Below are 20573 nucleotides of genomic sequence, written 5' to 3'. Positions count from 1 at the left end.
GCGCAATTCCGCCGAATTTGAATTAATAGCGCGTGAGCAATGCGATGTCGCCCAACTGGCGGAGCGCCGGCTGATCGGTAAAGAACACACGGCCTTTCTTGTCGACCACCTCCCAGGCGATGTCGTTCACGATATCGTCGTTGATACCGGGCACCGTGGCGTCTTTCGCGTAATCGAACCCCTGCGGCGTAATATCGATCGGCTGGCTGAAATTGCTTTTTACGAGGAGCAGCTCCCCGCGGCCTTCCCGGGCTGCCAGGTAGATTTCCTGCATGTCCGTCAACACCTTTCCGCTCGAAACACCGGCCATCAGCTCGTCGATCGCCGCGGCACGCCGCGCTTTCTGCAGGTCTTTCACCACCGGCCAGGCCTTGTCCGACAAATAATGAATATCCGCCCGGCCCGCGTCTATCGTGAAATGACCGGAGTAGATCTTCGGCTGGTCGGCCACTTCCAGCAGGTAGTCGAAATTCTCGCGTGTAGCCGCCACGATGATTTCCAGCGGATGCACGGCATGAACGGCGACCATCGATTTGTCGACTTTATTCAAAAATTCCTTTATCTGATTATCGACCTTTTTGGGATCGCTTCTTGCCTGGCGGTCGGTAATGTAATGCGGGTTGTCGCGGTAAGGGAAACCGTGTTCGGAAACTTCGCCATAAATACGGTCGTTCAGCGCTTCGTACAGCTGCACGCCGGATTGACTGAGGTGGAGTATGTAATAATCTTCGGAACGGTTGTAGGCCTTGATGATATCCCGCAGGGCAAATTCCTTGTCGACGTACACTTTATTTTCCGCCGGCGGCCACATGGTGCGCACGTATTCGGCGGTGCCGGCGGATGCGAAAACATACAGCCCGAAATCGTTGAGGCGGTTATCGATCCGGGTTTCGAGGGAATGGAGATTTTTCAGGAGGGCGTCTACGCTGCGGCGGTCATAATCCTTCAGGAGCCGGTTTTCCGCTTCATTGACGAGATTTTTGAGCAGGATGGCGTCCTGCTGGTTATCCGGATGAGTGCGGTGGGTCGCCAGCGCAATGGTGACGCAAGAGCCTTCCTGGCTTTGGGCCAGCTGGTGCATTTGATCTTTTAACATAAGGAAACCAGGTTGTTCTGAAAGGAGAACAACCTATGCGCGTCTTTTGTTCGTCGGGGGAAGGGTCAGCGGGTTTGCCCGTCGCCGGTCACGATCCATTTTTCCGTCACCAGTTTTTCCAGCGCAAAGGGGCCACGGGCGTGGAGTTTCTGTGTCGAGATACCGATTTCCGCACCCAGTCCGAAAACGCCGCCGTCGGTAAACCGGGTGGACGCGTTAACGTACACCGCCGCTGCATCCACTTCCTGCTGGAAACGCTCGCCCAGCGCGGCATTTTGTGTTACAATGGCTTCGGAATGGCGGCTGGAGTACCTGCGGATGTGCGCCAGTGCTTCCCCGGCGTTGGCCACGATCTTGACGGAGCATTTGAAATCGAGGAACTCCCGCCCGAAATCCGCTTCCCCGGCGTGTTGCAGGTGAGGGTAACCCGCTTGCTGCAGGATAGGGAAGGCCGTTTCGTCCGCGAAAATCTCCACCTGGTACGCCGCCAGCCGGGGCGCGAGGATGGGGAGGAAATCGGCGGCGATGGAACCGTCGACGATCACCGTGTCCAGCGCGTTGCACACCGACGGACGGCTCACCTTCGCATTGGTGACGATGTTGGCGGCTTTATCCAGGTCGGCCGAGGCTTCCACGTAAGTATGGCAAACGCCGGCGCCCGTTTCGATCACGGGCACGCGGGAATGCTGCCGCACGAAATCGATGAGGGATTGGGAGCCGCGGGGGATGATGATATCCACGAACTGGGTAGCGGTGAGCAGTTCGTTCACCAGGGCGCGGTCGGTCGGCAGGAGCACCACGGCATCAGGGTCCACGCTGTTTTCTTCCAGCGCCTGGCGGATGAGGGAAACGAGCACGGTATTGGTATGGAACGCGTCCGTTCCGCCACGGAGCACGGCGGCGTTGCCGGAGCGGATGCAAAGGGCGGCCACGTCTACCGTTACATTGGGCCGCGATTCGTAAATGACGCCCACCACGCCCAGGGGCGCCGTCACCTTGCGCACGAGCAGCCCGTTATCCAGCTTTTTTCGGACAACAGCTGACCGGAAGGGTCGGGGAGCAGGGCGATGTCGTCCAGGCTGGCGGCGAGGTCGCGGATGCGCGCTTCATTGAGCAGCAGCCGGTCTTTCCGCGGATCGCCGTCGGGCATCTGGTCGAGGTCTTTTTTGTTCTCGTCCATGATGGCGGCGGCATTGGCCAGCAGCAGCGCGCCGATGCGGCGGAGGATAGCCTGTTTGGCCGCGTCTCCCGCGGATTTGACGGACCGGGAGGCATTTTGTGCTTTTTCGAGCAGGGGTATGATGGTGGTCATAACGTTCGGTTTAAAGGATGACGATTTCGTCGGCATGGGCCACTTCGAGGTTTTTGGCGCGGCTGTCGCCGGCAAGGTCGTCGGAGCTCACTTTGGCGCGGGCCACGGCAAACACTTCGCCGGATTCTCCCGCAATTTCGATCACTTCGCCGCATTCGAACTTCTCCAGCACTTCCCTGACGCCCACGGCGAGGAGGGAGTGCCGTTTTTCCAGGGCTTTCTGCGCGCCGGCGTCTACCTGTATCCTGCCGGTCACCAGGCTGCCGCTGGCCAGCCATTTGCGGCGGGCGGGCATGCTGCAGGGCTGCGGCGGGCAAAGCGTCCCCGTTTTGCCCGCCGTGGCCAGGGAAACCCCTTCCGGCGTGCCGATCCCGAAAATCACCACCTGGATGCCCATCCGGGTGGCCAGGCGTGCGAACGTAAGCTTAGATACCATGCCGCCGAGGCCCATGCTCGATTTGCTGGTATCTGCCAGCGAAAAGGCGGCTTCGTCAATTTCGGGGATGAGGGGAACGATCTTCCCTTCGCGGTCGAGCACACCGCCCACGCTGGTGGAGAACAGCAGCATGGAGGCGCCGAAACCCACCGCGATGAGCGTCGCCAGCTCGTCGTTGTCGGAAAACTTCAGCTCCAGGTCGCTCACCACGTCGTTTTCATTGGCGATGGGGATGATGCCGCTGGCCCACAGTTCCTCGTACGTTTTATGCAATTGGAGGAACTGGTTGCGGTTCGAAAAGTGGCTGCGCTCGCAGAGGCTTTGCGCCACGGGGATGCCGTATTGGGAAAAATAATGCGTATACCGGTTGAGCAGCAAGGGGTTACCAATGGCTGCCGCCGCTTTGCGCTCGCTGATGGAGCCGGCATATTCTTTCAGGAAACGCTTTCCCGCCGCCACGGCGCCGGAAGAAACGAGCACCACATTGTAGCGGTCGTGTACCGCCGCCACCTGTTTGGCGATCTCGGAGATGACGGACTCGTTCAGTTCCCCGTTGCCGTGCGTAATGGACGCAGTACCGAATTTTATGACAAGTATCGGTTTGTTCGTATTTTTCATTCGGGTATAAAAATATTCAAACGCGCCCGTTTCTGCAAGCCGCCTGCCTGTCCGGAAACGCCCGCGGCCGGACGGGCCCTGTCCGAAAGCGGACATTCCTGCCGGTCACCGTTATCCGAAACCCGCGCCAGTGCTGCATACCGATTTATGGCAACCTGTTTGCAGCCCTCCCGCAAATCCTTTCCCGTATGTGGATGAATTATATCAAAATAGCATGGCGCAACCTCAGCCGCAACCGGATGTTCTCCATCATCAACATCCTCGGCCTCGCTATCGGCATCGCCGCATCGCTGCTGATCCTGCAATACGTTTCCAACGAGCTGAGCTACGATGGTTTCCATGAGAAGAAGGACCGCATCTACCGCGTGCAGCAGCAACGGATGGACGAAGGGAACAACCTCTCCACCAACTGGGCCGCCGGCACGTTCGGCGTCGGCACGCACCTGAAAAACGAATTCACGGAAGTGGAGGAAGTGGTAAAGCTGATCAAGGCGCAGCCGCTGCTGATGAACGTGGCGGGGAAAAGCGGGGAAGGATTGCGGATCGAACAGGCTTTCTGGGCCACGCCTTCGTTTTTGAAGGTTTTTTCCGTGCCGCTGCTGAAAGGCGACGCGGCCACCGTGCTTTCGGAGCCCAACACCCTGCTGCTTTCCGAAACCGTGGCGAAAAAATTGTTCGGGGAGGAAGACCCCGTGGGCAAAAACGTCCTGCGCAACCAGGGAAAGGTTTTCCGCGTGGTGGGCGTGTATGCCGATCTTCCTGAAAACAGCCACATCCACCCCCAAACGCTTACATCCTGGTCCACATTCGTCAAAGACGCCGAAAGCCCCGGGCTGGAAACCACCTGGACCTGGGACGGCTGCCTGACCTACGTGCTGCTGCGCCCGGGCTCCGACCCGGCAGCGATGGAAGCCCGGTTCCCCGGAATGGTGAAGCGCCTGGCCAAAATGAAAGACGGTACGCCCGTGCATGTGGCCTATTCGCTGATGCCGCTGTCAGACATCCACCTGTATTCCCACGGAAGGATGGAAGCGGAGCCTAACGGAGACGGGAACACGGTGTATTTATTGCTGGGCATCGCGCTGTTCATCATTGTCATCGCCTGGATCAATTATATCAACCTCGCTACCGCCCGCGCGCTCAACCGTGCCGTGGAAGTAGGCGTGCGGAAGGCCGTGGGCTCACAGCGCAGCCAGCTGGTCTGGCAGTTCCTGCTGGAATCCGCGCTGCTTAACGCGCTGGCCGTGGGCCTGGCCGTGTTGCTCATGAGCGCGGTGATGCCGCTTTTCAATAACATCTCCGGGCAATCGCTCACCATGTCGCTGTTCGGCAGTCGTGTTTTCTGGACGGCGCTGACGGGGCTTTACCTGGCGGGATCGCTGCTTTCGGGGATGTACCCGGCATTCGTACTGTCCCGCTTCAAACCGGAGGCAGTGTTGAAGGGGAAAGTGATCTCCTCGCGGCAGGGCGCGGGTTTGCGCAAGGCGCTGGTAGTATTCCAGTTTGCCGCGTCGCTGTTCCTGCTGGTGGGTACGCTCATCGTTTTTAAACAGATCCGGTTCATGCGGTCGCAGGAGCTGGGCTTCCAGATGGAGCAGACCCTCGTCGTGAAAGCGCCCATGGCAGTGGATGATGCGATCTACGGGCAGAAACTGGCTGCGCTGCGGAACAGTCTGCGCAACGAGAGCCTCATCCGCGAGCTCACCGCTTCTTCCTACATTCCCGGCCAGCCAGTCGATTTCAACGCGGCGGGGATCCGCTTGCGGGGAGAGGATTTCAAGATGGGGAAAGAATACCGGGTGGTGACGACCGACGGGTTTTTCGTGCAGGCTTTCGGCTTGAAAATGCTCGCCGGGCGCGGCTTTTCCGACCAGTTCGGCGGGGAAGGGGAATCGGTGATGTTCAACCGGACGGGCCTCCGCAAACTGGGATTCGCCAAACCGGAGGATGCGATCGGCAAGCAGATCAATTTCTGGGAGAAGTTCTATACGATCGTGGGCGTGGTGGACGATTTCCACCAGGAATCGCTCCGCGAGTCCATCGAACCGCTGATCTTCCGGTACGAGCCGGGCGTGAAGGGGGCGATCTCGATGCGGATCACGGCAGATAACGCGCAGCAGGCCATTACGAAAGTGCAGCAGCAATATGCGGCCCTTTTCCCCGACAATCCGTTCGATTATTTCTTCCTCGACCAATATTTCGACAATCAATACAAGGCCGACCAGCGTTTCGGTCAGGTGTTCGGCGTGTTTACGGGCCTGGCCATTTTCGTGGCGTGCCTGGGCCTCTTCGGGCTGGCATCTTTCACGGTGATGCAGCGGACCAAGGAGATCGGGGTGCGGAAGGTGCTGGGCGCCTCCGTTCCGCAGATCCTCGGGTTGCTGTACCGCGAATACGCCACACTGATCCTGTGGGCTTTCGGGATGGGGGCGCCGCTGGCATGGTGGTTTTCTTCGCGCTGGCTGGACGGGTATGCGTTCCGGACGGGCATGGGCTGGATGCCGTTCGTGCTGCCGCTGCTCATCGTGCTGGTCGTGGCTTTCCTGACCGTGGGGATCCAGAGCTTCCGCGCCGCAACGGCCAACCCGGTGAAAAGCCTCCGGTCGGAATAGCAAATTTCCACCCCGGCCAACCATCGGCCGTTCCTGCGTGTTGATTGGCAGCCATGGAGTTCGACAAAACGGGCACCACGCGCGTAGGCAAATACCTCATCAACCACAGCTTTATCAGGCCGGGCTTCGTGGCGGTCATCGTTTCCGTTGCCATGGGATTCCTGTTGGCGGGGATATTGTTATAAAGTGGGAGTGCGACAGCAACTGTCCAGGAAAATTTCGATCAGCTTGCGGTCGAACCGCGGCAACATCAGCCGGTCGATGCCGACGATCTTGTCTTTCATCATCCTCACCAGCCTGAATTCATACACCATTTGCGTAAACCTGGAAAAATCCATCGTATTTCGCAGCTTTTCCAGCACAGCCCTTCCTTCGGCAACCGTGAGGTAGTCAATGAAACAGAGCGGTCCGCTTGGTGCGATGTACAGAATGCGTGAATGCATGATGTTCGGTTTTTTCTCTGATGGTTTAACGGGTTGTCTGTGCGATGGCGGACATTCAAGGTAGCACTTTTGTGGGATATACGGTTGTTCTTTAACATATCTTTATCTGTTGGGCAGATACCCATCATTTATGCTAAGTTCTTTAGTTAATATTGCTAAAAATATTAGCAATACATGTATGCAGTTAACCAGCGGAACGGCCTTTCCTTTTACGCCGTCCGAGCCACCGGAGAGATAAGCGTGCCCTATATCTGGACCCCGCTGAAAGCAGGATTCCCTTCGCCCGCGCAAGACTACATGGAAGAGGAAATAGACCTCGTCAACCTGCTGGGTATGAACAAGCCGTCCGTTTTCATCGTGCGGGTCGACGGCCATTCCATGACCGACGCGCACGTGCCCGACAGGAGCTATCTGGTGGTAGACCGCTCCCTCAAACCTATGCCTAACGACATTGTAGTGGCCGTCCTCAACGGCGAATTCACCGTCAAGACCCTCGTCAAATCCTCCACCGGCTGGATGCTCTATCCCGAAAACGCCATGTACGACCCCATCGTGGTCCGGGACACCGACGCCTTCCAGGTTTGGGGTGTGGTGGCGCAGGTAGTGATCGACCGGAAAGAAATGCGGCTGCGTAAAAGATAATGCCATGATAGAGCTGGAAGAAATAGCATTGGGGGGCCTGTTTTACCGTAACGGCAAGGTCATGCAGATCCGCGGCGAACATTTCGCCGCCATGCCACAGCTGTTGCCAGAACTCTCGCCCATCCCCATCGATCCGCAGCGCCTCTGGAAGCTGGGGTTCTCCCGGTACGTAAACACCGGCGTCAGTTACAAAGACTGGCAGGGCGTGCGCGTGTACCTCAAGCCCGCCACCCTCCACCGCTGGCTCGTCCAGTTCGAAGGCGTGCCCAAAGCCGGGTTCCTGCATCACATCCACCAGGTGCAACGCCTCTGGTTCGATCTGTTCCAGGAACACCTGTACCAGCCGCCCAAAGCGGGCACGGGAAAGCGCCACGTGGTGCCGGGCGATACTTACGACCGTAAGCTGGTGAAAGACCATGCCGTATCCCATTACAAAAAATACGAGGTCACCATCACGCCGCCGGCCGATCAGCCGTACTATTTCACGTGGGACTGCCGCCTGCTGTTCCGTACCGGCCGGTATGCGGTGTGGCGGGTCGATGAAAAAAATCCCCTGTTCCAGCTCGGCGGGCGCGCCTGGGGCCTCACGCTGATCTTCGGCGCGGCGGGGGAAGACGACCGCATACAGGCGGGCAAATGGTTGAAAGACTATTTGCAGGAAAAATAAAAGACAACGGCCGGGGAAAATACGGTGCCGCGCCCGGGAAGCGCCGGACCCCGGCCTATTTCAACATGCAGAATGTGTAATGATTAATATGGAAGCAATCCGCCGGCCCCTGTTCACAGGGGCCTGGTTTTTTTATGCGCCTTTCCGCTTCCCGCTTACGACCAGTACGATCCCCGCAATGGCTACGATGCCACCCAGGTAAGTAGGCCAGCCGATCCAGCGGTTCTCTTTTTTCGACACTTCGATCGGGCCTGCGTCGATGATCGTTTTGTCGGTTTGAACGTTGAACCCGCGGATGAGGACCATGGCAATACCCGCAATGATGAGAATGATACCCAATGTTTTCATATGAGGAAGTTTCCCATAGCCGGGCAAACGATATGCCACCCCGTTACAGCTGTTTCCCGGCCATGAGGCGGAAGTGGTCGGAACTGATGGTCTGGTAGGTTTTGGGCGTGATGCCTTCTACTTTTTTAAACATGCGGATAAAGTAGTTGACGTCCGCAAAACCGCAGCGCTCGCTCACTTCGCTCACGCTCGTGTCGGGCTGGGAGAGGAGCCGCTTGGCGAGGGTGATGCGCTCGCGGTTGACGTATTCCAGCGGCGTGATGCCGAACTGTTCGCGGAACCAGCGGAAGAAAAGATTGCGGCTCAGGTAGGCTTTTTTGCTGAGCGTGTCTACCGAAATGCGTTCTGTAAGGTGCTCGCGGATGTAATTGAGGACGAAGTGCTGGCGGCTTTGGTTGTTGCTCACGGCAGATTCCGTCATCACCTGCGTGAGGTGCTGGCTTTGCATGAGGCGGATCAGCAGCTCTTTCAGGTTGAGATCGGCATAGATGTTTTTACTGTTGTCTGCACTGCAGCAAATGCGGATCAGCTTGTTGATGAGCGCGCTGATCTCATCGTCGTTCTCGAAATGGTACTGGTTGAACTGCAAACGCCAGGAACGCCGCTCGTCGGGCGATTGGTAGTAGCTGTTGAGGTAATCGATCGTGCCGCGGACGTACAGCGCATCTATGGCCAGTGCGATGCATTGCGTGGGATTGTCGAACGACGCTTCGGGGAAATCGATCGCCATTTTTTCGTTCGCGGGATAAATGACGGTTTCGCCGGGGAGATAATCGAAACTGGGCTGGTTGGGAAGGTGCATGACCTTCTTGCCGCGGACCATACTGGTGATGATGAATTCGTTGAACTGCATGGGCACCGCATAAGCGGTCTCGAAACATTCGAATACGTTCAGCTCACAGTTGTTCAGATTGAAAACACGCCGGTTCTCTACCAGCGTTTTCAACATTCTGGTGGGCATTAACTCAATATGCTCTAACAGGTGTTTGCGGGCCATAGCGATACATAACTTCTTCAAAATAAGGAATAAATCCCGAATGTGGCATGAAGTCAGGTACGATCGTGCTATAATTCAGTACGAACGTTTCCCGGATTATATTTTTTTAAATCAATTTAGCAGTATGATGTTCGATAGCATACAGCAGACCCTATGAGGGACATCAGCACGGATTTTTTGAAAAACATGCCCATTATGATTGACTCCAGGATCGTAGCCGCCAAGCCGGCTATGCAATTAATCCGGCAACTCGTATCGCAACACGGTCCACTCGAATTCCGGATCAGCGGCAGTTGTGTAGAAGGTTTCGTTCCCCGTTGCGTGCAAGGCGATGGAAGGGGGCCAAGGGAAGCGCATTTCCCGCTGGGCCTGGTAGAAGGCTGCCCTGCATACATTCAGCCCGCATCTTGCGTGGTGGAAGACAATGCCCATTTCGTGCTGCATGTGGAAAAGGGGAAAACCAACCCCGGTTCCCTCGAAGCGCCGGGCAACGTCCGGTTCCTGCTGTCCCGCAAAGCGGCGCGCCGCGAAACATCCGTCGATCCCCACATGTTCAGTTACCTGTTCGGTTATAGCGGCAACTGGGGCTGATTTTCGTACCTTCGCGCGAAAATCTTCAAACCAGTATGAGGGAAGACGCGCAATACAGAAAAAATATCACACCCGGCCTCGAGGTCGGCATCGTCCTGAAGAAAGACCAGCGCAGCGGAAAAGTGACATACGGTATCGTTCAAGACCTGCTCACCTCCGCTGCGTACCACTCCAGGGGCATCAAGGTGCGGCTGGAAGACGGACAGGTAGGCCGGGTCGTGGAAATCGTATACTGAACGTTGTTTGTCCGCAACGGAATCCATGCTTCTGGCATACACCGGATTCAGCCCGTCACTTACCTGGCGGGTTTTCCGTTTTAAACATCCTTACCTGATTCACTGTTAACTTATTATGACCCACATCACATCAACATCGCTCCTGAGAAGCCTCGCGGCCATCTCCGCCTTCGCGCTCCTGCAGGCGTGCATCAAGGCCGAGCCGCCCAACCCGGAGGCAGACATCGAAACCTTCACCCTTCCGGATTCCCTGCTGACGGGCGACGTGTTCGTAGACCAGTCGAACCGTAAAATCCTCCTCTACCTGGAGCCCTCCGCCTTCGAAAGCGGCGTTGCGCCCAAGATCACCCTGTCTGCCGGCGCCAGCATTTCCCCGGCCTCCGGCGATTCCATCCACTTCACCAAAGAAATCGTCTACACCGTAACCTCCGCCAGCGGCCAAAGCCGCAAGCAATACACGGTCGAGGTCGTGTCTATCGGGGAATGGAACTGGTCGTTCGAGAAATGGCTCGTACATGATAAGGATAAGTATAATTACCCGGTGGAAGCGGACGACAAACAGGTTTGGTCTTCCGGCAACCCGGGCGTGGCCCTGAGCGGCGTTCCCAAACGGCCGGACGGGTATCCGTTACGGGCAACCGACGATTCCAAAGACGGGGCGCATGCCGCGGAGTTGGTGACGCTGAAAGGCACCGTGCTTTCCGGTATGGTGGGCATCAAGTTGTTTGCGGGGTCGCTGTTCCTGGGGAATTTCGATGTCAGCAACGCCTTCCTCGAGCCGCTGAAAGCCACGCAATTCGGGCAGCCATTCACGGGCAAGGCTACACGCTTCACCGGTTACTACAAATATGCGCCCGGGGCCACGTACCAGGATAAAGCCGGCAACCCCGTTCCCGGCGTCACGGATTCCTGCGCGATATACGCGGTGCTGTATACGGGCCGCACACGGCTGGATGCCACCAACATCCACACGTCTGACCGCATCGTGGCCACGGCCAAACTGCCCGACGGTTCCGGCCGCGGCAACTGGACGCATTTCGACATACCGTTCACCTACATGCCCGGCCGCAGCGTGGAAAGGGAAATGATGATGGCCATCGTGGCCTCGTCCAGCAAAGACGGCGACCAGTACCGCGGCGCCATCGGCAGCCGGCTTGTAATCGACAGTTTAGCTATCATCCAGTAAAACAGCAACATGAACATCCGCAACATATTTTTCATTACGATACTGGCCTTCGGCGCCCGGGCGCAGGCACAGATCCACCTGGAACACCGCATACAGGCGGGTTTCAATATCGGCGCCACGGCGCCGGTGGGGCTTCCGAACACGATCCGCAAAATCAATTCGTACAGGCCGGAGTTTTGTCCATCGCTGGGGTACGAACTATCCTGGCGCCCTTCCGCTACCCATAAATGGGGCGCAGCGGTGGGCGTGAAGCTCGATTATAAAGGCATGACCACGAAAGACGAGGTGATGTATTTCCATACCATGATCACGATGGACGATGGGTCGGGCAAAAGCGAATTCGAAGGTGCGTTCACCGGGAAAAACAAGACCACGGTGCGCAATGCGTACGTGTCTTTCCCGATCAGCGCCACCTATACGCCAAACGATAACTGGCGCTTTCAACTGGGCGGCTATATGGCCTGGCTGTTCAGCGCAAACTTCTATGGGAATGTGAGCGACGGGTACATCCGGAATGGCGGATCGCTGGGTGAAAAAGTGTCAGTTTCCCAGGCGGAATTCGATTTCGGAACTGACATGCGCCGTTTTGACGTTGGGTTGCAGGGCGGGGCCGAGCGCCGCGTCGGAAAAAAACTCCGCGTGATGGGGAACCTGAATTGGGGATTGAGACCGGTTTTTCCGTCGGATTTCAGGGGGATGGATTTCCCGATGTATAATATTTATGTTACGCTTGGCGTGGCATACCGCATCTAGGCACAGGGATTGTGGATATCCGGTTATGAACACATTTCACATCCGCTACAGGAGCCACGACATCCCGGTCTCGCTGGAAGAAGAAAACCTCTTCCTCGTTTCGTTGCCGTGGAAAAGTCTCTACCTTGTGAGGAAAGAAGACAATGAAGGTGCTACGCACTGGTTTGAAGAAGGTGCAGACAATGAAACGCAGGAAACGAAGGAAATCGGTACAGCGATAGAAATGACCGGCAGGACCACCGGCAGTTAACGATATTTCGTTGTTTGCTGACGTCCGGAACAGCGCATACACTCACATGTATGCGCTTTTTTTTGCCCAGTTCGAAAATAAATTTTTGCGTAACCGAATGGTTACTTATATTTGTAACCGATTGGTTACATAACGATCCGAAAATTATGAGAAGAGACGTATTCCAGGCGATATCCGACCCTACGCGCAGGGAGATCATCCAGTTGCTGGCGGGCGCGCCGCGGCATTTGAACGCGGTGGCGGAACATTTCCCCATCAGCCGGCCGGCGGTGTCCAAACACATCCGCATCCTCACCGAATGCGGGCTCATCGTTATAAAGCAGCAGGGCAGGGAACGGTATTGCCACGCAGACCTGCGGCCATTGCGCGAAGTGCGCGACTGGACCGCCCGCTACGAGGTTTTCTGGAACGAAAAACTGGACGCCCTGGGCGATTTCCTGGCGGGCGAGCCGGGTTGATAAACAGCACCTATCTAAGACCTAAAAACATAAGCGTATGAAAACGGAATCTCTCATTAAAACGGAGCCACTGATCGTGGAGCGCACGTATCCGGCAACACCGCAAAAAGTCTGGGATGCGATCACAGACCCGGATAAGATGCGGGTTTGGTATTTCGACACAAAGGGCTTCAAGGTGGAAAAAGGCACGGAGTTTTCCTTCGATTGCTTCTGCGACGAAACCCTGTTCCGGCACCTTTGCGTGGTCACCGAAGTGGTACCGCAGCGAAAGATCGCCTACACCTGGCGCTACGACGGCTTTCCGGGCAGTTCGGAAGTGACCTGGGAGCTGTTCCCCGAAAACGGCGGAACGCGGCTGAAACTGACGCATACGGGGCTGGAAAGCTTCCCGCAGGACCATCCGTCGTTCGTGCGCAGCAGCTTCATGGGCGGCTGGGGCGATTTCCTCGATCGCGCATTGCCGGAATTCCTCCTGCAGGCAGCGTAAAACGCATCATCCAAAAAAGAATAGCCGGCCCAGGGGCCGGCTTTCTCATTTGCGCCGGACACTTAACCGGCTATCAACATGGTATCTTATTGCAGGGTTTCTTCCACACTTCCGCAAGTCAGCATGGCATCGCCGAAATACGGGTTGCGGATTTCCTTCGAGCGGCTGAGCCAGCGGGCGCCGGCGTTGTCGAGCGCCATGGGGCAGAATTCCACGTGCAGTTCTCCGCTGCTCATACCGGTAGATTTTACCAGTCCGATAAAAGTATTGTTTAACACTGAATAGGCACCGCGCTGGGCTTCGATATCGGTGGCTGCGCCGATTTTCTGCGCGGCTTCCGCGAGCTTGCCGGAAGGGTCTGCCGCGGGGGCGCCGGTTTCGATGGCGGCTGCGGATACTTTCGCGGCGGCGGCATCGCCTTTCACGAGGGCGTCAGTGAGTTTTTCGTAATGTTCGAACACGGCATTCAGCGCGTCGTTCTTCAGCGCCACGGTAGTAGCGGCCGGCGCGGCGGTTTGCGCGGCTTTTTCAGCGGTGTTTTCCTTTTCCTGCTGGGGATTGTTGTTGCCGCCGCAGGCCGCGAGGAAAGTCACTGCGGCGGGAATGAGCCATTGTTTCATGTTGTTCAGGTGTTTTTATGTGATGAATATGATGAATTTTTTCTAAACGGGCTGTTTGCCTCTTTTGAGCACGAATTCGCTATACAGCAGATACGCGCCCGTTATTACCACTTTTTCGCCATCCCGGAGGCCTTCCGTGATCTCGATGGAACGGTTGGTTTCCAGGCCGGTCTTCACTTTGCGCGGCGTGAAGGTGTTCTTCGGCTTTTCGATCCATATGTGCGCCGTCGCGCCGTCGCGGATCACGGCGTCGATGGGCAGTTGCATCGTTTCGCTGCGCGACGCTACCGGCAGCAGTACCGTGGCAGCCATTCCCGGTTGCCAGCGCGCGTCCGGGTTCGATATGGAGCCGCGGAGCTGGAGGGTTTGCCGGCCGGTTTGCAGCGCGGGATAAACGAACTCGGCCTGCATGTTCCGGGGCTCGTTTTCCCACCCTGGAACGATCACCTGCAACGTTTGCCCGGTTTTCAGCAGTTCGGCTTCCGACGGATAAATATCCGCTTCCACCCACAAACGACTGTAATCTTCTACCTGCAAAACCGTGCCGCCTTCGGCGATGTACTGTCCTTCCGTAACGGAAAGTTCGGTAACGAGCCCGTCCTGTTCGGCATAAAAAGTGACCAGCGGTTGGGGCTTGCCTTCCTGCAACAGTTTGCCGATGGCGTTTTTGCTTTGCCCATACCGTTCGAGCTTCAGTTCCGCACCTTCGGCGATCTGCTTGAAACGCGCGTCTTCAGGGAATTTGCGGGTTTGCGCCGCCGCCAGCAGATATTCCGATTGCAGCGTCGCCAGTTCTTCGGAATACACGGCGTACAACGCCTGTCCCTTTTTGATGCGCACGCCCGTTTCGCGGACGTGCAGCTTGTCTATCCGCCCGGCGATGCGCGCAGAAATGATGCCGGTCCGTTGCGGATCGGGCATGAGCCGTGCGTTCAGGCTACGTGTTTGCGTGAGCATACCGGCGCCGGCGGCCGCAGTGGTGATATTGGCGAGTTTGACCTGACTGTCCATCAGCTGGAGCGACGTGCTGGTACTGTTTTTATCGAACGGTACAAGGTCCATCGCGCAAATGGGGCAGGTGCCCGGTGCGTTCTGCACAACTTGCGGGTGCATGGGGCAGGTGTACGTCTGCTGCGCGGCAGCGCTTTTTCTTCCGCGGTGCCGCATGCAGCGAGCAATACGGCAGGCGCGGTGGCGGCTACGGCGAGCGATCTGAGAAAATGTCTTCTTTCCATATATTTTCGGTTATGGATGTGATGATGGATGGGCGTCTGGCTTGATGAAACCTTCGCTGTCGGCGATGTAGGCTGCGTTTGCGGCGATGGCCTGCACCTCGTCGAACAATTGCACCAGCCCGCCGGCCCTGGCGCCGATGCGAACGGGAACGGCGCGGTAATCGGCCCCTTCTTTCCGGAATACCACGTTATCCTTCCCCAGCTTCACGATCGCCGAAACCGGCACCCACGATCCTTCGCGGAACAGCACGGGGATGTAAGCGGTGAGCAGTTGCCCGGCGGGATAGTTGCCGTTCAGGTACACCCTGGCGCGACTGAACTTCTCGCCATTGGCGTACAGCGGTTCCAGCAGATTGATGGCGGCGCTTTTCAGTTCCCCCTGCATCCCGTTCCCCGAAACCAGTACCCGGCTGCCGGGCCCCACGGCCGAGGCTACTTCGGCCGGCAGCGCGAATTCCGCGATCATGCGGCCGGTTTTGTAGATGGAAAACAGGTTCTGTCCGGCGGAAACGTATTGCCCCTCGCGCAGCATCACCGGCGATTGCGTAGGTGCGGGCGCTGCGGATGCGGCCATCGGTGCGGCGGCGCCCATGTTGCCCATGGCATCCCCACCTTGCGATGGGGCGGGAGCGGCGGTGGAAGGTGCGGCAGCCGCTGCGGCCAGCGATTCTTCCAGGATATAGCCGTCTGCGTTACTGTACAACGGGATGGTGACGCGCACCTGGCGGGTGCGGAGCACTTCGGCGGCCAGCGTTTCGGGCATGCCCATGAGCGCGAGTTTGCGCAATGCCAGTTCCTTCATCGCCGGATCGTTGCTGACAGACAGTAATTCCCGTTGCGCGGCTACGAGCTCGGGCGCGTATATTTCAAGGATGAGCTGTCCTTTGCGGACGGGCTGGTAATTATAACGGACGTGCAGTTTTTCGATGCGGCCGGCCACGCGCGAGGGCAGGATGGCGCGGTTGCGGCTGTCGTAGCGCACGGTGCCGGGAGCCTCCATCACCACGATCCTCGTTCGCTGTTGCGGGAACAGCAGCGGGAGGGAGTCGCGCGTTTTCGCGGAGGGCCCTTTCTTTTCCACCGGTGCGGCGCCGCAGGCTGCGAAGAGCACGGCGGTCAGCACAGTGAGTATATTAACGGTAAAGCGCTTTTTCATATTCCACGATCATTTCGTAACGTTTCAATTTTTCGTCGAGCACGCCGGTCTCGGTCATCGTCAGTGCTTCCCAGGCGTCTATCACGGTGGGCAGCTGCAGGCGGTTTTCCTGGTAGGCGGCGAAGTTGGCGTCGAGGGCTTTGCGGAGCGAGGGAACGATCACGCGCTCCATGGATTCGATGCGGCGGTCCATCTGCCGGATTTCGGCCAGCATGCCGTACAGCATGCCCTGCGTTTCCTGCAGCATCGCGCTGCGCTCGTTTTCCATCGCTGCGATGTTCTGCTCCATGGATTTGATCTCGGAGCGGTACATCCCCCGCGACCAGGGCGCTATCGGAATGCTCAGCATCCCCATCACGCTGTAGGCTTTCGGCATTCCGCTCGCCAGCGGCAGCATATGATCGAACCGGATCCTGAAATCGGGCTTCTTTTCCGCCTGCATCGAGCGGATGCCGAGTTGCATGGTGCGGATGCCTTCTTCCATTTTCCGGATGTCCTGCCGCGCGGCGGCGATGGAGGCGGTGTCGTGCATCGCGGGGGCGAACCCCGGTTCCCAGGTGGTATCCACGCTGAATTCGGTCATGCCGGGCCGGTTCATCAAACTGTTCAGCCAGGTCATGGATTTCATCACGGTACCTTCTTCCATGCGGAGCATGTTGGCGTTTTCTTCGAGCTTCGCTTCCGCACGGTAGCTGTTGCCGAGCTGCGACTGGTTATACGGATATCTCAGTTTTTCGATCTCCAGCATCATCTGCATGATCTTTTCATTCCGTTTCAGCAATTGCTGCTTCCTTTCGGAGATCACCCAGCCGTAATACAGCTTCCGGGCCGTAGCGCGGAGCTCGTTGAGCGTAACGCCGCGGGCGGCTGTTTCGGCGTTGCCCTGCGAGGCGATGAACCGCTTTTTCGCCTGTCGCTTGGCGGGGTTGGGAATGTCTTGCTCCAGCTGGATCATGAGGCTGCCTTTGTCGCGGCCGTCCATCACCATTTGCCCGGGATACGGGGTCATGAAAGTGCCGGCCCCGGCCATGGGCGCCATCCAGGCCATGGCGGCATCTGCGCTGTGGCGGAAGCCTTCGGCCTTTTGTGCGTAGCTTTTCAGCAGCAGGTTATTGCCGTCGATGCGCGCCAGGACACTGTCCAGCGGGAGCGTTTGCGCCGCTGCCGCAAAGGGCAGCAGGAGTATGTTAATGGCCAGTAGGATGGATTTCCAGCTTGCCGTATTTACGTAGTTCATATTCTTTCGTCATTAGGAAGATGAGCGGCGTTACCAGCAGAATGTGCGTAGAACTGGTCAGCACGCCGCCGATCATCGGTAATACAATTGGCTTCATCACATCGGTGCCTACGCCGCCGGCCCAGAGCACGGGCACGAGGCCGAAGAGCGATACGCACACGGTCATGAGCTTGGGCCGTAAACGCTTGGCGGCGCCGTGGATCACGTATTCGCGGAGGTCCTGCTTCGTGATGGTGGCGGAACTGTTGCCTTTGAGGGCTACGAGTTGCTGCATGGCGTCGTTCAGGTAGATGACCATGACGATCCCCGTTTCCACGGCGATCCCGAACAGGGCGATAAACCCAACCGCCACCGCTACGGAGAGGTTGGCGCCCCAGATCCAGATCATGTACGCGCCGCCGATGAGGGCGAAAGGCACGGTGATGAGGCTGAGGAATGCTTCGCGGACCGATTTGAAAGCGAAATACAGCGAAGCGAAGATGATCACCAGCACAATTGGGGCGATCCAGAGCAGGGTGCGCTGTCCGCGCACGAGGTTTTCGTATTGCCCGCTCCATTCCAGGTAATACCCCTGCGGCAGCAAGCCGTCCTGCGAACGGAGCTGCTTCATGGCGTCTTCCACGGTACTTCCCAGGTCACGGCCCCGCACGTTGAACAGCACGGCGCCGCGCAGCATGGCGTTGTCTGATGTGATCATGGGCGGCCCGTCTTCCAGCACCACATCCGCCACCGCGCTCAGCGGCACTTCCCCGAAAGCAGGGGAGCTCAGCGGGATGCGGCGGATCTGTTCGAGGCTGTTGCGGTAATCCTGCGCCAACCGTAAACTGATGGAGAACCGCCGCCGGCCTTCGATGGTAGTGCCAATAGGAGCGCCGCCCAGCGCCGTTTCCACGGTCTGGTTCACCGCATCGGCACTGAGGCCGTAGCGCGCCAGATCGGCCCGGCGGATGTTCACACCGAGGTATTTGCCCCCGGTCACCGGCTCCACGTACAGGTCAGACACGCCCGGCGTGCCTTCCAGCGCCTTGCGCACCCTTTCGGATACACTGGCGATCGTGTCCAGCTGCTGGCCGTACACCTTGATGCCCACGTCTGTCCGGATACCGGTGGAAAGCATGTTGATGCGGTTGATGATGGGTTGCGTCCAGCCGTTGACAACACCGGGGATTTGTAAAAGACTGTCCAGTTCGCGGATGATGTCCTCTTTCTTTTTCCCTTCCCGCCATTCCGTTCTCGGTTTGAGCATGATGATGGTTTCGATCATGCTGATAGGGGAGTTGTCGGTAGCGGTAGACGCCCGTCCCGCCTTGCCCAGCACCTTGTCTACCTCCGGAACCGATTTGATGAGCCGGTCCTGCACCTGGAGGATGCGTTTGGCTTCGGTATTGGAAATATCCGGTAATGTAACGGGCATGAAAAGGATGCTCTGCTCGTCGAGCGGCGGCATGAATTCCGTGCCGAGGCTTTTGAGGAGCGGGATGGCGATCACGAGCGCGGCGATGTTGATGGCGAGCGTCGTTTTCCGCCATCTGAGCACCACGCGGATGATGGGCTCGTATATCCGCTCGAGCGTACGGGTGACGGGATGTTTGCTGTCGGGCCGGAATTTACCTTTCATGAAGATGGAAATGAGTGCTGGTGCCAGGGTGATCACCAGCAGCGCGTCCACGATCATGATGAAGGTTTTGGTGAACGCCAGCGGGTGGAACAGCTTGCCTTCCTGCCCCGTGAGCAAAAACACGGGCAGGAAAGAGGTGATGATGATCACGGTGGCGAAAAACACCCCGCGAGACACCTGCTTGCCCGACTTGGCGATGATATCCAGCCGCTCTTCCTCGCTGATCCAGGAAGGCTGGCGGCGGAATAAGCGTTTTATGAAGTTCATGTTGACTCAGTTTTTTGTTCGGCCTGCCATTGCGCATACCGTTCGGATAAATGTTTATAGGCGTTCTCGCTCATGATGATCCCGTTGTCGACGATCACCCCGATGGCCAGGGCGATGCCCGTCAAAGACATGATGTTCGACGAAATCCCGAACGCGTTGAGCAGAATGAAGCTGGCCGCGAGCGTGATGGGGATCTGGATGAGAATGCTGAGCGCGCTGCGCCAGTGGAACAGGAAGATGAGCACTACGAGCGACACTACGATCATTTCTTCGATCAGCGTGTGCTTGATGGAGCTGATGGATTCCCGGATGAGCTCGCCGCGGTCGTACACGATATCGAACTTCACGTTGGCGGGCAAACCGCGGGATACTTCCTTCATCTGTTCCTTCACCCGGTCAATAACCTCGGCGGCGTTTTCGCCGTATCGCATCACCACGATGCCGCCTACACGCTCACCTTCGCCGTCCTGGTCGAAGATGCCGAGCCTCGGCTCGCCGGTCATCTGTACGGTGGCCACGTCTGCCACTCTTACCGGTACGCCGTTCACGGTTTTTACCGCGATCTGTTCGATTTCGGCGATGGAGGAAAGGTAGCCGGTGGTTTTGATGATGTACCCGATATCGCTCATCTCGAACTTCCGTCCGCCGGATTCGTTGTTGTTGGCGCGCACGGCGGTGATAACGTCTGCCGGAGTAAGGCCGTAATAGAGCAGTTTATTGGGGTCGGCCGTAACCTGGTATTGCGGCTGGAACCCGCCGAACGAGGCGATCTCGCTCACGCCCTTCACGTTTTGCAAGGCAAATTTGATGTACCAGTCCTGCAGTGCCCGTTGCTCGCCAAGGTCCATCCCCGGCGCTTCGAGCGTATACCAGAGGATGTGCCCTACGCCGGTGCCGTCTGGCCCCAGTTGGGGGCTTACGCCTTCGGGAAGGGTGCGGGTGGCGGTGCCGAGGCGCTCGAGCACGCGCTCGCGGGCCCAGTAGATATCGGTGTCGTCTTCAAAAATGACGTAGATGAAGCTCATGCCGAACATGGAGGAGCCGCGCACGTATTTGATCCTGGGCAGGCCCTGGAGGTTGGTGACGAGCGGGTAGGTGACCTGGTCTTCCACGAGCTGGGGGCCGCGGCCCATCCATTCGGTGAAAACGATCACCTGGTTTTCCGAAAGGTCGGGGATGGCGTCTACCGGGTTCGTTTTCACGGCGTACCAGCCCCACCCGAACAGTACGGCCGCCAGTATCAACACGGTGATACGGTTACGGACGGACCATTCGATGATCCTGTGTATCATAAGTAAGCGTTATGGG

General features: G+C 57.7%; 24 protein-coding genes. 11 read left to right on the top strand and 13 right to left on the bottom strand.

Going from position 1 to position 20573, the window contains the following annotated elements:
• Positions 1-22: 22 nt before the first annotated feature.
• The 4 genes from WJU22_RS20010 to proB all read right to left on the bottom strand — a co-directional run bounded on the left by WJU22_RS20010 (position 23) and on the right by proB (position 3462).
• On the bottom strand, positions 23-1096 hold the full coding sequence (locus WJU22_RS20010) for a hypothetical protein (RefSeq protein ID WP_341839941.1): 1074 nt from the start codon (positions 1094-1096) through the stop codon (positions 23-25).
• A gap of 65 nt (positions 1097-1161) precedes the next feature.
• The gene (locus WJU22_RS20005) at positions 1162-2100 is read right to left on the bottom strand and encodes a glutamate-5-semialdehyde dehydrogenase (protein WP_341839940.1); all 939 of its coding nucleotides are present in this window, start codon (positions 2098-2100) and stop codon (positions 1162-1164) included.
• Positions 2088-2408 carry a hypothetical protein gene (locus tag WJU22_RS20000; protein ID WP_341839939.1) on the bottom strand — a complete coding sequence of 107 codons (321 nt, stop codon included), beginning with the start codon at positions 2406-2408 and terminating at the stop codon, positions 2088-2090. Before WJU22_RS20000 ends, WJU22_RS20005 begins: the two co-directional genes overlap by 13 nt.
• Before the next feature lie 10 nt (positions 2409-2418).
• Positions 2419-3462, bottom strand: a complete 1044-nt coding sequence (gene proB / locus WJU22_RS19995; protein ID WP_341839938.1) for a glutamate 5-kinase — start codon at positions 3460-3462, stop codon at positions 2419-2421.
• A 188-nt stretch (positions 3463-3650) separates the two neighbouring features.
• On the opposite strand from proB, the gene WJU22_RS19990 reads away from it, so the two are divergent.
• Entirely contained in the window at positions 3651-6074 is a 2424-nt protein-coding gene (locus tag WJU22_RS19990) for an ABC transporter permease (protein WP_341839937.1), read from the top strand.
• A gap of 53 nt (positions 6075-6127) precedes the next feature.
• Positions 6128-6259 (top strand): hypothetical protein, encoded by a 132-nt coding sequence (locus WJU22_RS19985; RefSeq protein ID WP_341839936.1) that lies wholly within the window; start codon positions 6128-6130, stop codon positions 6257-6259.
• Here the strand turns inward: WJU22_RS19985 and WJU22_RS19980 are convergent.
• A complete protein-coding gene (locus WJU22_RS19980) occupies positions 6254-6517 on the bottom strand; it encodes a hypothetical protein (RefSeq protein WP_341839935.1) in 264 nt (87 codons plus the stop codon). The genes WJU22_RS19985 and WJU22_RS19980 overlap by 6 nt on opposite strands.
• A 174-nt stretch (positions 6518-6691) precedes the next feature.
• Here WJU22_RS19980 and WJU22_RS19975 point away from each other — a divergent pair, with 174 nt between their 5' ends.
• Entirely contained in the window at positions 6692-7159 is a 468-nt protein-coding gene (locus tag WJU22_RS19975) for a translesion error-prone DNA polymerase V autoproteolytic subunit (RefSeq protein WP_341839934.1), read from the top strand.
• A gap of 4 nt (positions 7160-7163) precedes the next feature.
• Positions 7164-7826, top strand: coding sequence for a hypothetical protein (locus tag WJU22_RS19970; RefSeq protein WP_341839933.1), 663 nt, complete (start codon positions 7164-7166; stop codon positions 7824-7826).
• 132 nt (positions 7827-7958) lie between these two features.
• Here WJU22_RS19970 and WJU22_RS19965 read toward each other — a convergent pair whose 3' ends face one another.
• Both WJU22_RS19965 and WJU22_RS19960 read right to left on the bottom strand, forming a co-directional pair.
• On the bottom strand, positions 7959-8174 hold the full coding sequence (locus tag WJU22_RS19965; RefSeq protein ID WP_341839932.1) for a hypothetical protein: 216 nt from the start codon (positions 8172-8174) through the stop codon (positions 7959-7961).
• 43 nt (positions 8175-8217) lie between these two features.
• A complete protein-coding gene (locus WJU22_RS19960) occupies positions 8218-9135 on the bottom strand; it encodes an AraC family transcriptional regulator (RefSeq protein ID WP_341839931.1) in 918 nt (305 codons plus the stop codon).
• Positions 9136-9366: 231 nt separating this feature from the next.
• Here WJU22_RS19960 and WJU22_RS19955 point away from each other — a divergent pair, with 231 nt between their 5' ends.
• The 7 genes from WJU22_RS19955 to WJU22_RS19925 all read left to right on the top strand — a co-directional run bounded on the left by WJU22_RS19955 (position 9367) and on the right by WJU22_RS19925 (position 13132).
• Complete coding sequence (locus WJU22_RS19955; protein WP_341839930.1) at positions 9367-9762, top strand: DUF779 domain-containing protein; 396 nt, start codon at positions 9367-9369, stop codon at positions 9760-9762.
• Between the two features lie 35 nt (positions 9763-9797).
• On the top strand, positions 9798-9998 hold the full coding sequence (locus WJU22_RS19950) for a YwbE family protein (RefSeq protein WP_126243897.1): 201 nt from the start codon (positions 9798-9800) through the stop codon (positions 9996-9998).
• A 115-nt stretch (positions 9999-10113) separates the two neighbouring features.
• Positions 10114-11184 carry a PCMD domain-containing protein gene (locus WJU22_RS19945; protein ID WP_341839929.1) on the top strand — a complete coding sequence of 357 codons (1071 nt, stop codon included), beginning with the start codon at positions 10114-10116 and terminating at the stop codon, positions 11182-11184.
• Positions 11185-11193: 9 nt separating this feature from the next.
• Entirely contained in the window at positions 11194-11937 is a 744-nt protein-coding gene (locus tag WJU22_RS19940) for a porin family protein (RefSeq protein WP_341839928.1), read from the top strand.
• Positions 11938-11962: 25 nt separating this feature from the next.
• Positions 11963-12187 carry a hypothetical protein gene (locus WJU22_RS19935; protein WP_341839927.1) on the top strand — a complete coding sequence of 75 codons (225 nt, stop codon included), beginning with the start codon at positions 11963-11965 and terminating at the stop codon, positions 12185-12187.
• A gap of 146 nt (positions 12188-12333) precedes the next feature.
• On the top strand, positions 12334-12645 hold the full coding sequence (locus WJU22_RS19930) for a metalloregulator ArsR/SmtB family transcription factor (protein ID WP_341839926.1): 312 nt from the start codon (positions 12334-12336) through the stop codon (positions 12643-12645).
• Positions 12646-12682: 37 nt separating this feature from the next.
• Positions 12683-13132 carry an SRPBCC domain-containing protein gene (locus WJU22_RS19925; RefSeq protein WP_341839925.1) on the top strand — a complete coding sequence of 150 codons (450 nt, stop codon included), beginning with the start codon at positions 12683-12685 and terminating at the stop codon, positions 13130-13132.
• An 86-nt stretch (positions 13133-13218) separates the two neighbouring features.
• On the opposite strand, the gene WJU22_RS19920 is transcribed toward WJU22_RS19925, so the two are convergent.
• The 6 genes from WJU22_RS19920 to WJU22_RS19895 all read right to left on the bottom strand — a co-directional run bounded on the left by WJU22_RS19920 (position 13219) and on the right by WJU22_RS19895 (position 20557).
• Complete coding sequence (locus tag WJU22_RS19920) at positions 13219-13752, bottom strand: DUF3347 domain-containing protein (RefSeq protein ID WP_341839924.1); 534 nt, start codon at positions 13750-13752, stop codon at positions 13219-13221.
• A gap of 42 nt (positions 13753-13794) precedes the next feature.
• Positions 13795-14865, bottom strand: a complete 1071-nt coding sequence (locus WJU22_RS19915) for an efflux RND transporter periplasmic adaptor subunit (protein WP_341839923.1) — start codon at positions 14863-14865, stop codon at positions 13795-13797.
• 132 nt (positions 14866-14997) lie between these two features.
• On the bottom strand, positions 14998-16143 hold the full coding sequence (locus tag WJU22_RS19910) for an efflux RND transporter periplasmic adaptor subunit (protein ID WP_341839922.1): 1146 nt from the start codon (positions 16141-16143) through the stop codon (positions 14998-15000).
• The gene (locus tag WJU22_RS19905; protein ID WP_341839921.1) at positions 16121-17380 is read right to left on the bottom strand and encodes a TolC family protein; all 1260 of its coding nucleotides are present in this window, start codon (positions 17378-17380) and stop codon (positions 16121-16123) included. The genes WJU22_RS19910 and WJU22_RS19905 overlap by 23 nt, the downstream gene beginning before the upstream one ends.
• Positions 17331-19265: an efflux RND transporter permease subunit gene (locus tag WJU22_RS19900; RefSeq protein ID WP_341839920.1), complete on the bottom strand. Its 1935-nt coding sequence runs from the start codon at positions 19263-19265 to the stop codon at positions 17331-17333. The genes WJU22_RS19905 and WJU22_RS19900 overlap by 50 nt, the downstream gene beginning before the upstream one ends.
• Positions 19262-20557: an efflux RND transporter permease subunit gene (locus WJU22_RS19895; RefSeq protein ID WP_341839919.1), complete on the bottom strand. Its 1296-nt coding sequence runs from the start codon at positions 20555-20557 to the stop codon at positions 19262-19264. The genes WJU22_RS19900 and WJU22_RS19895 overlap by 4 nt, the downstream gene beginning before the upstream one ends.
• Positions 20558-20573 lie beyond the last annotated feature (16 nt).

Source organism: Chitinophaga caseinilytica (assembly GCF_038396765.1).
GTDB lineage: Bacteria > Bacteroidota > Bacteroidia > Chitinophagales > Chitinophagaceae > Chitinophaga > Chitinophaga caseinilytica.
The sequence above is the reverse complement of the archived record's forward strand: the minus strand, read 5'-3'. Positions and strand labels throughout refer to the sequence as shown.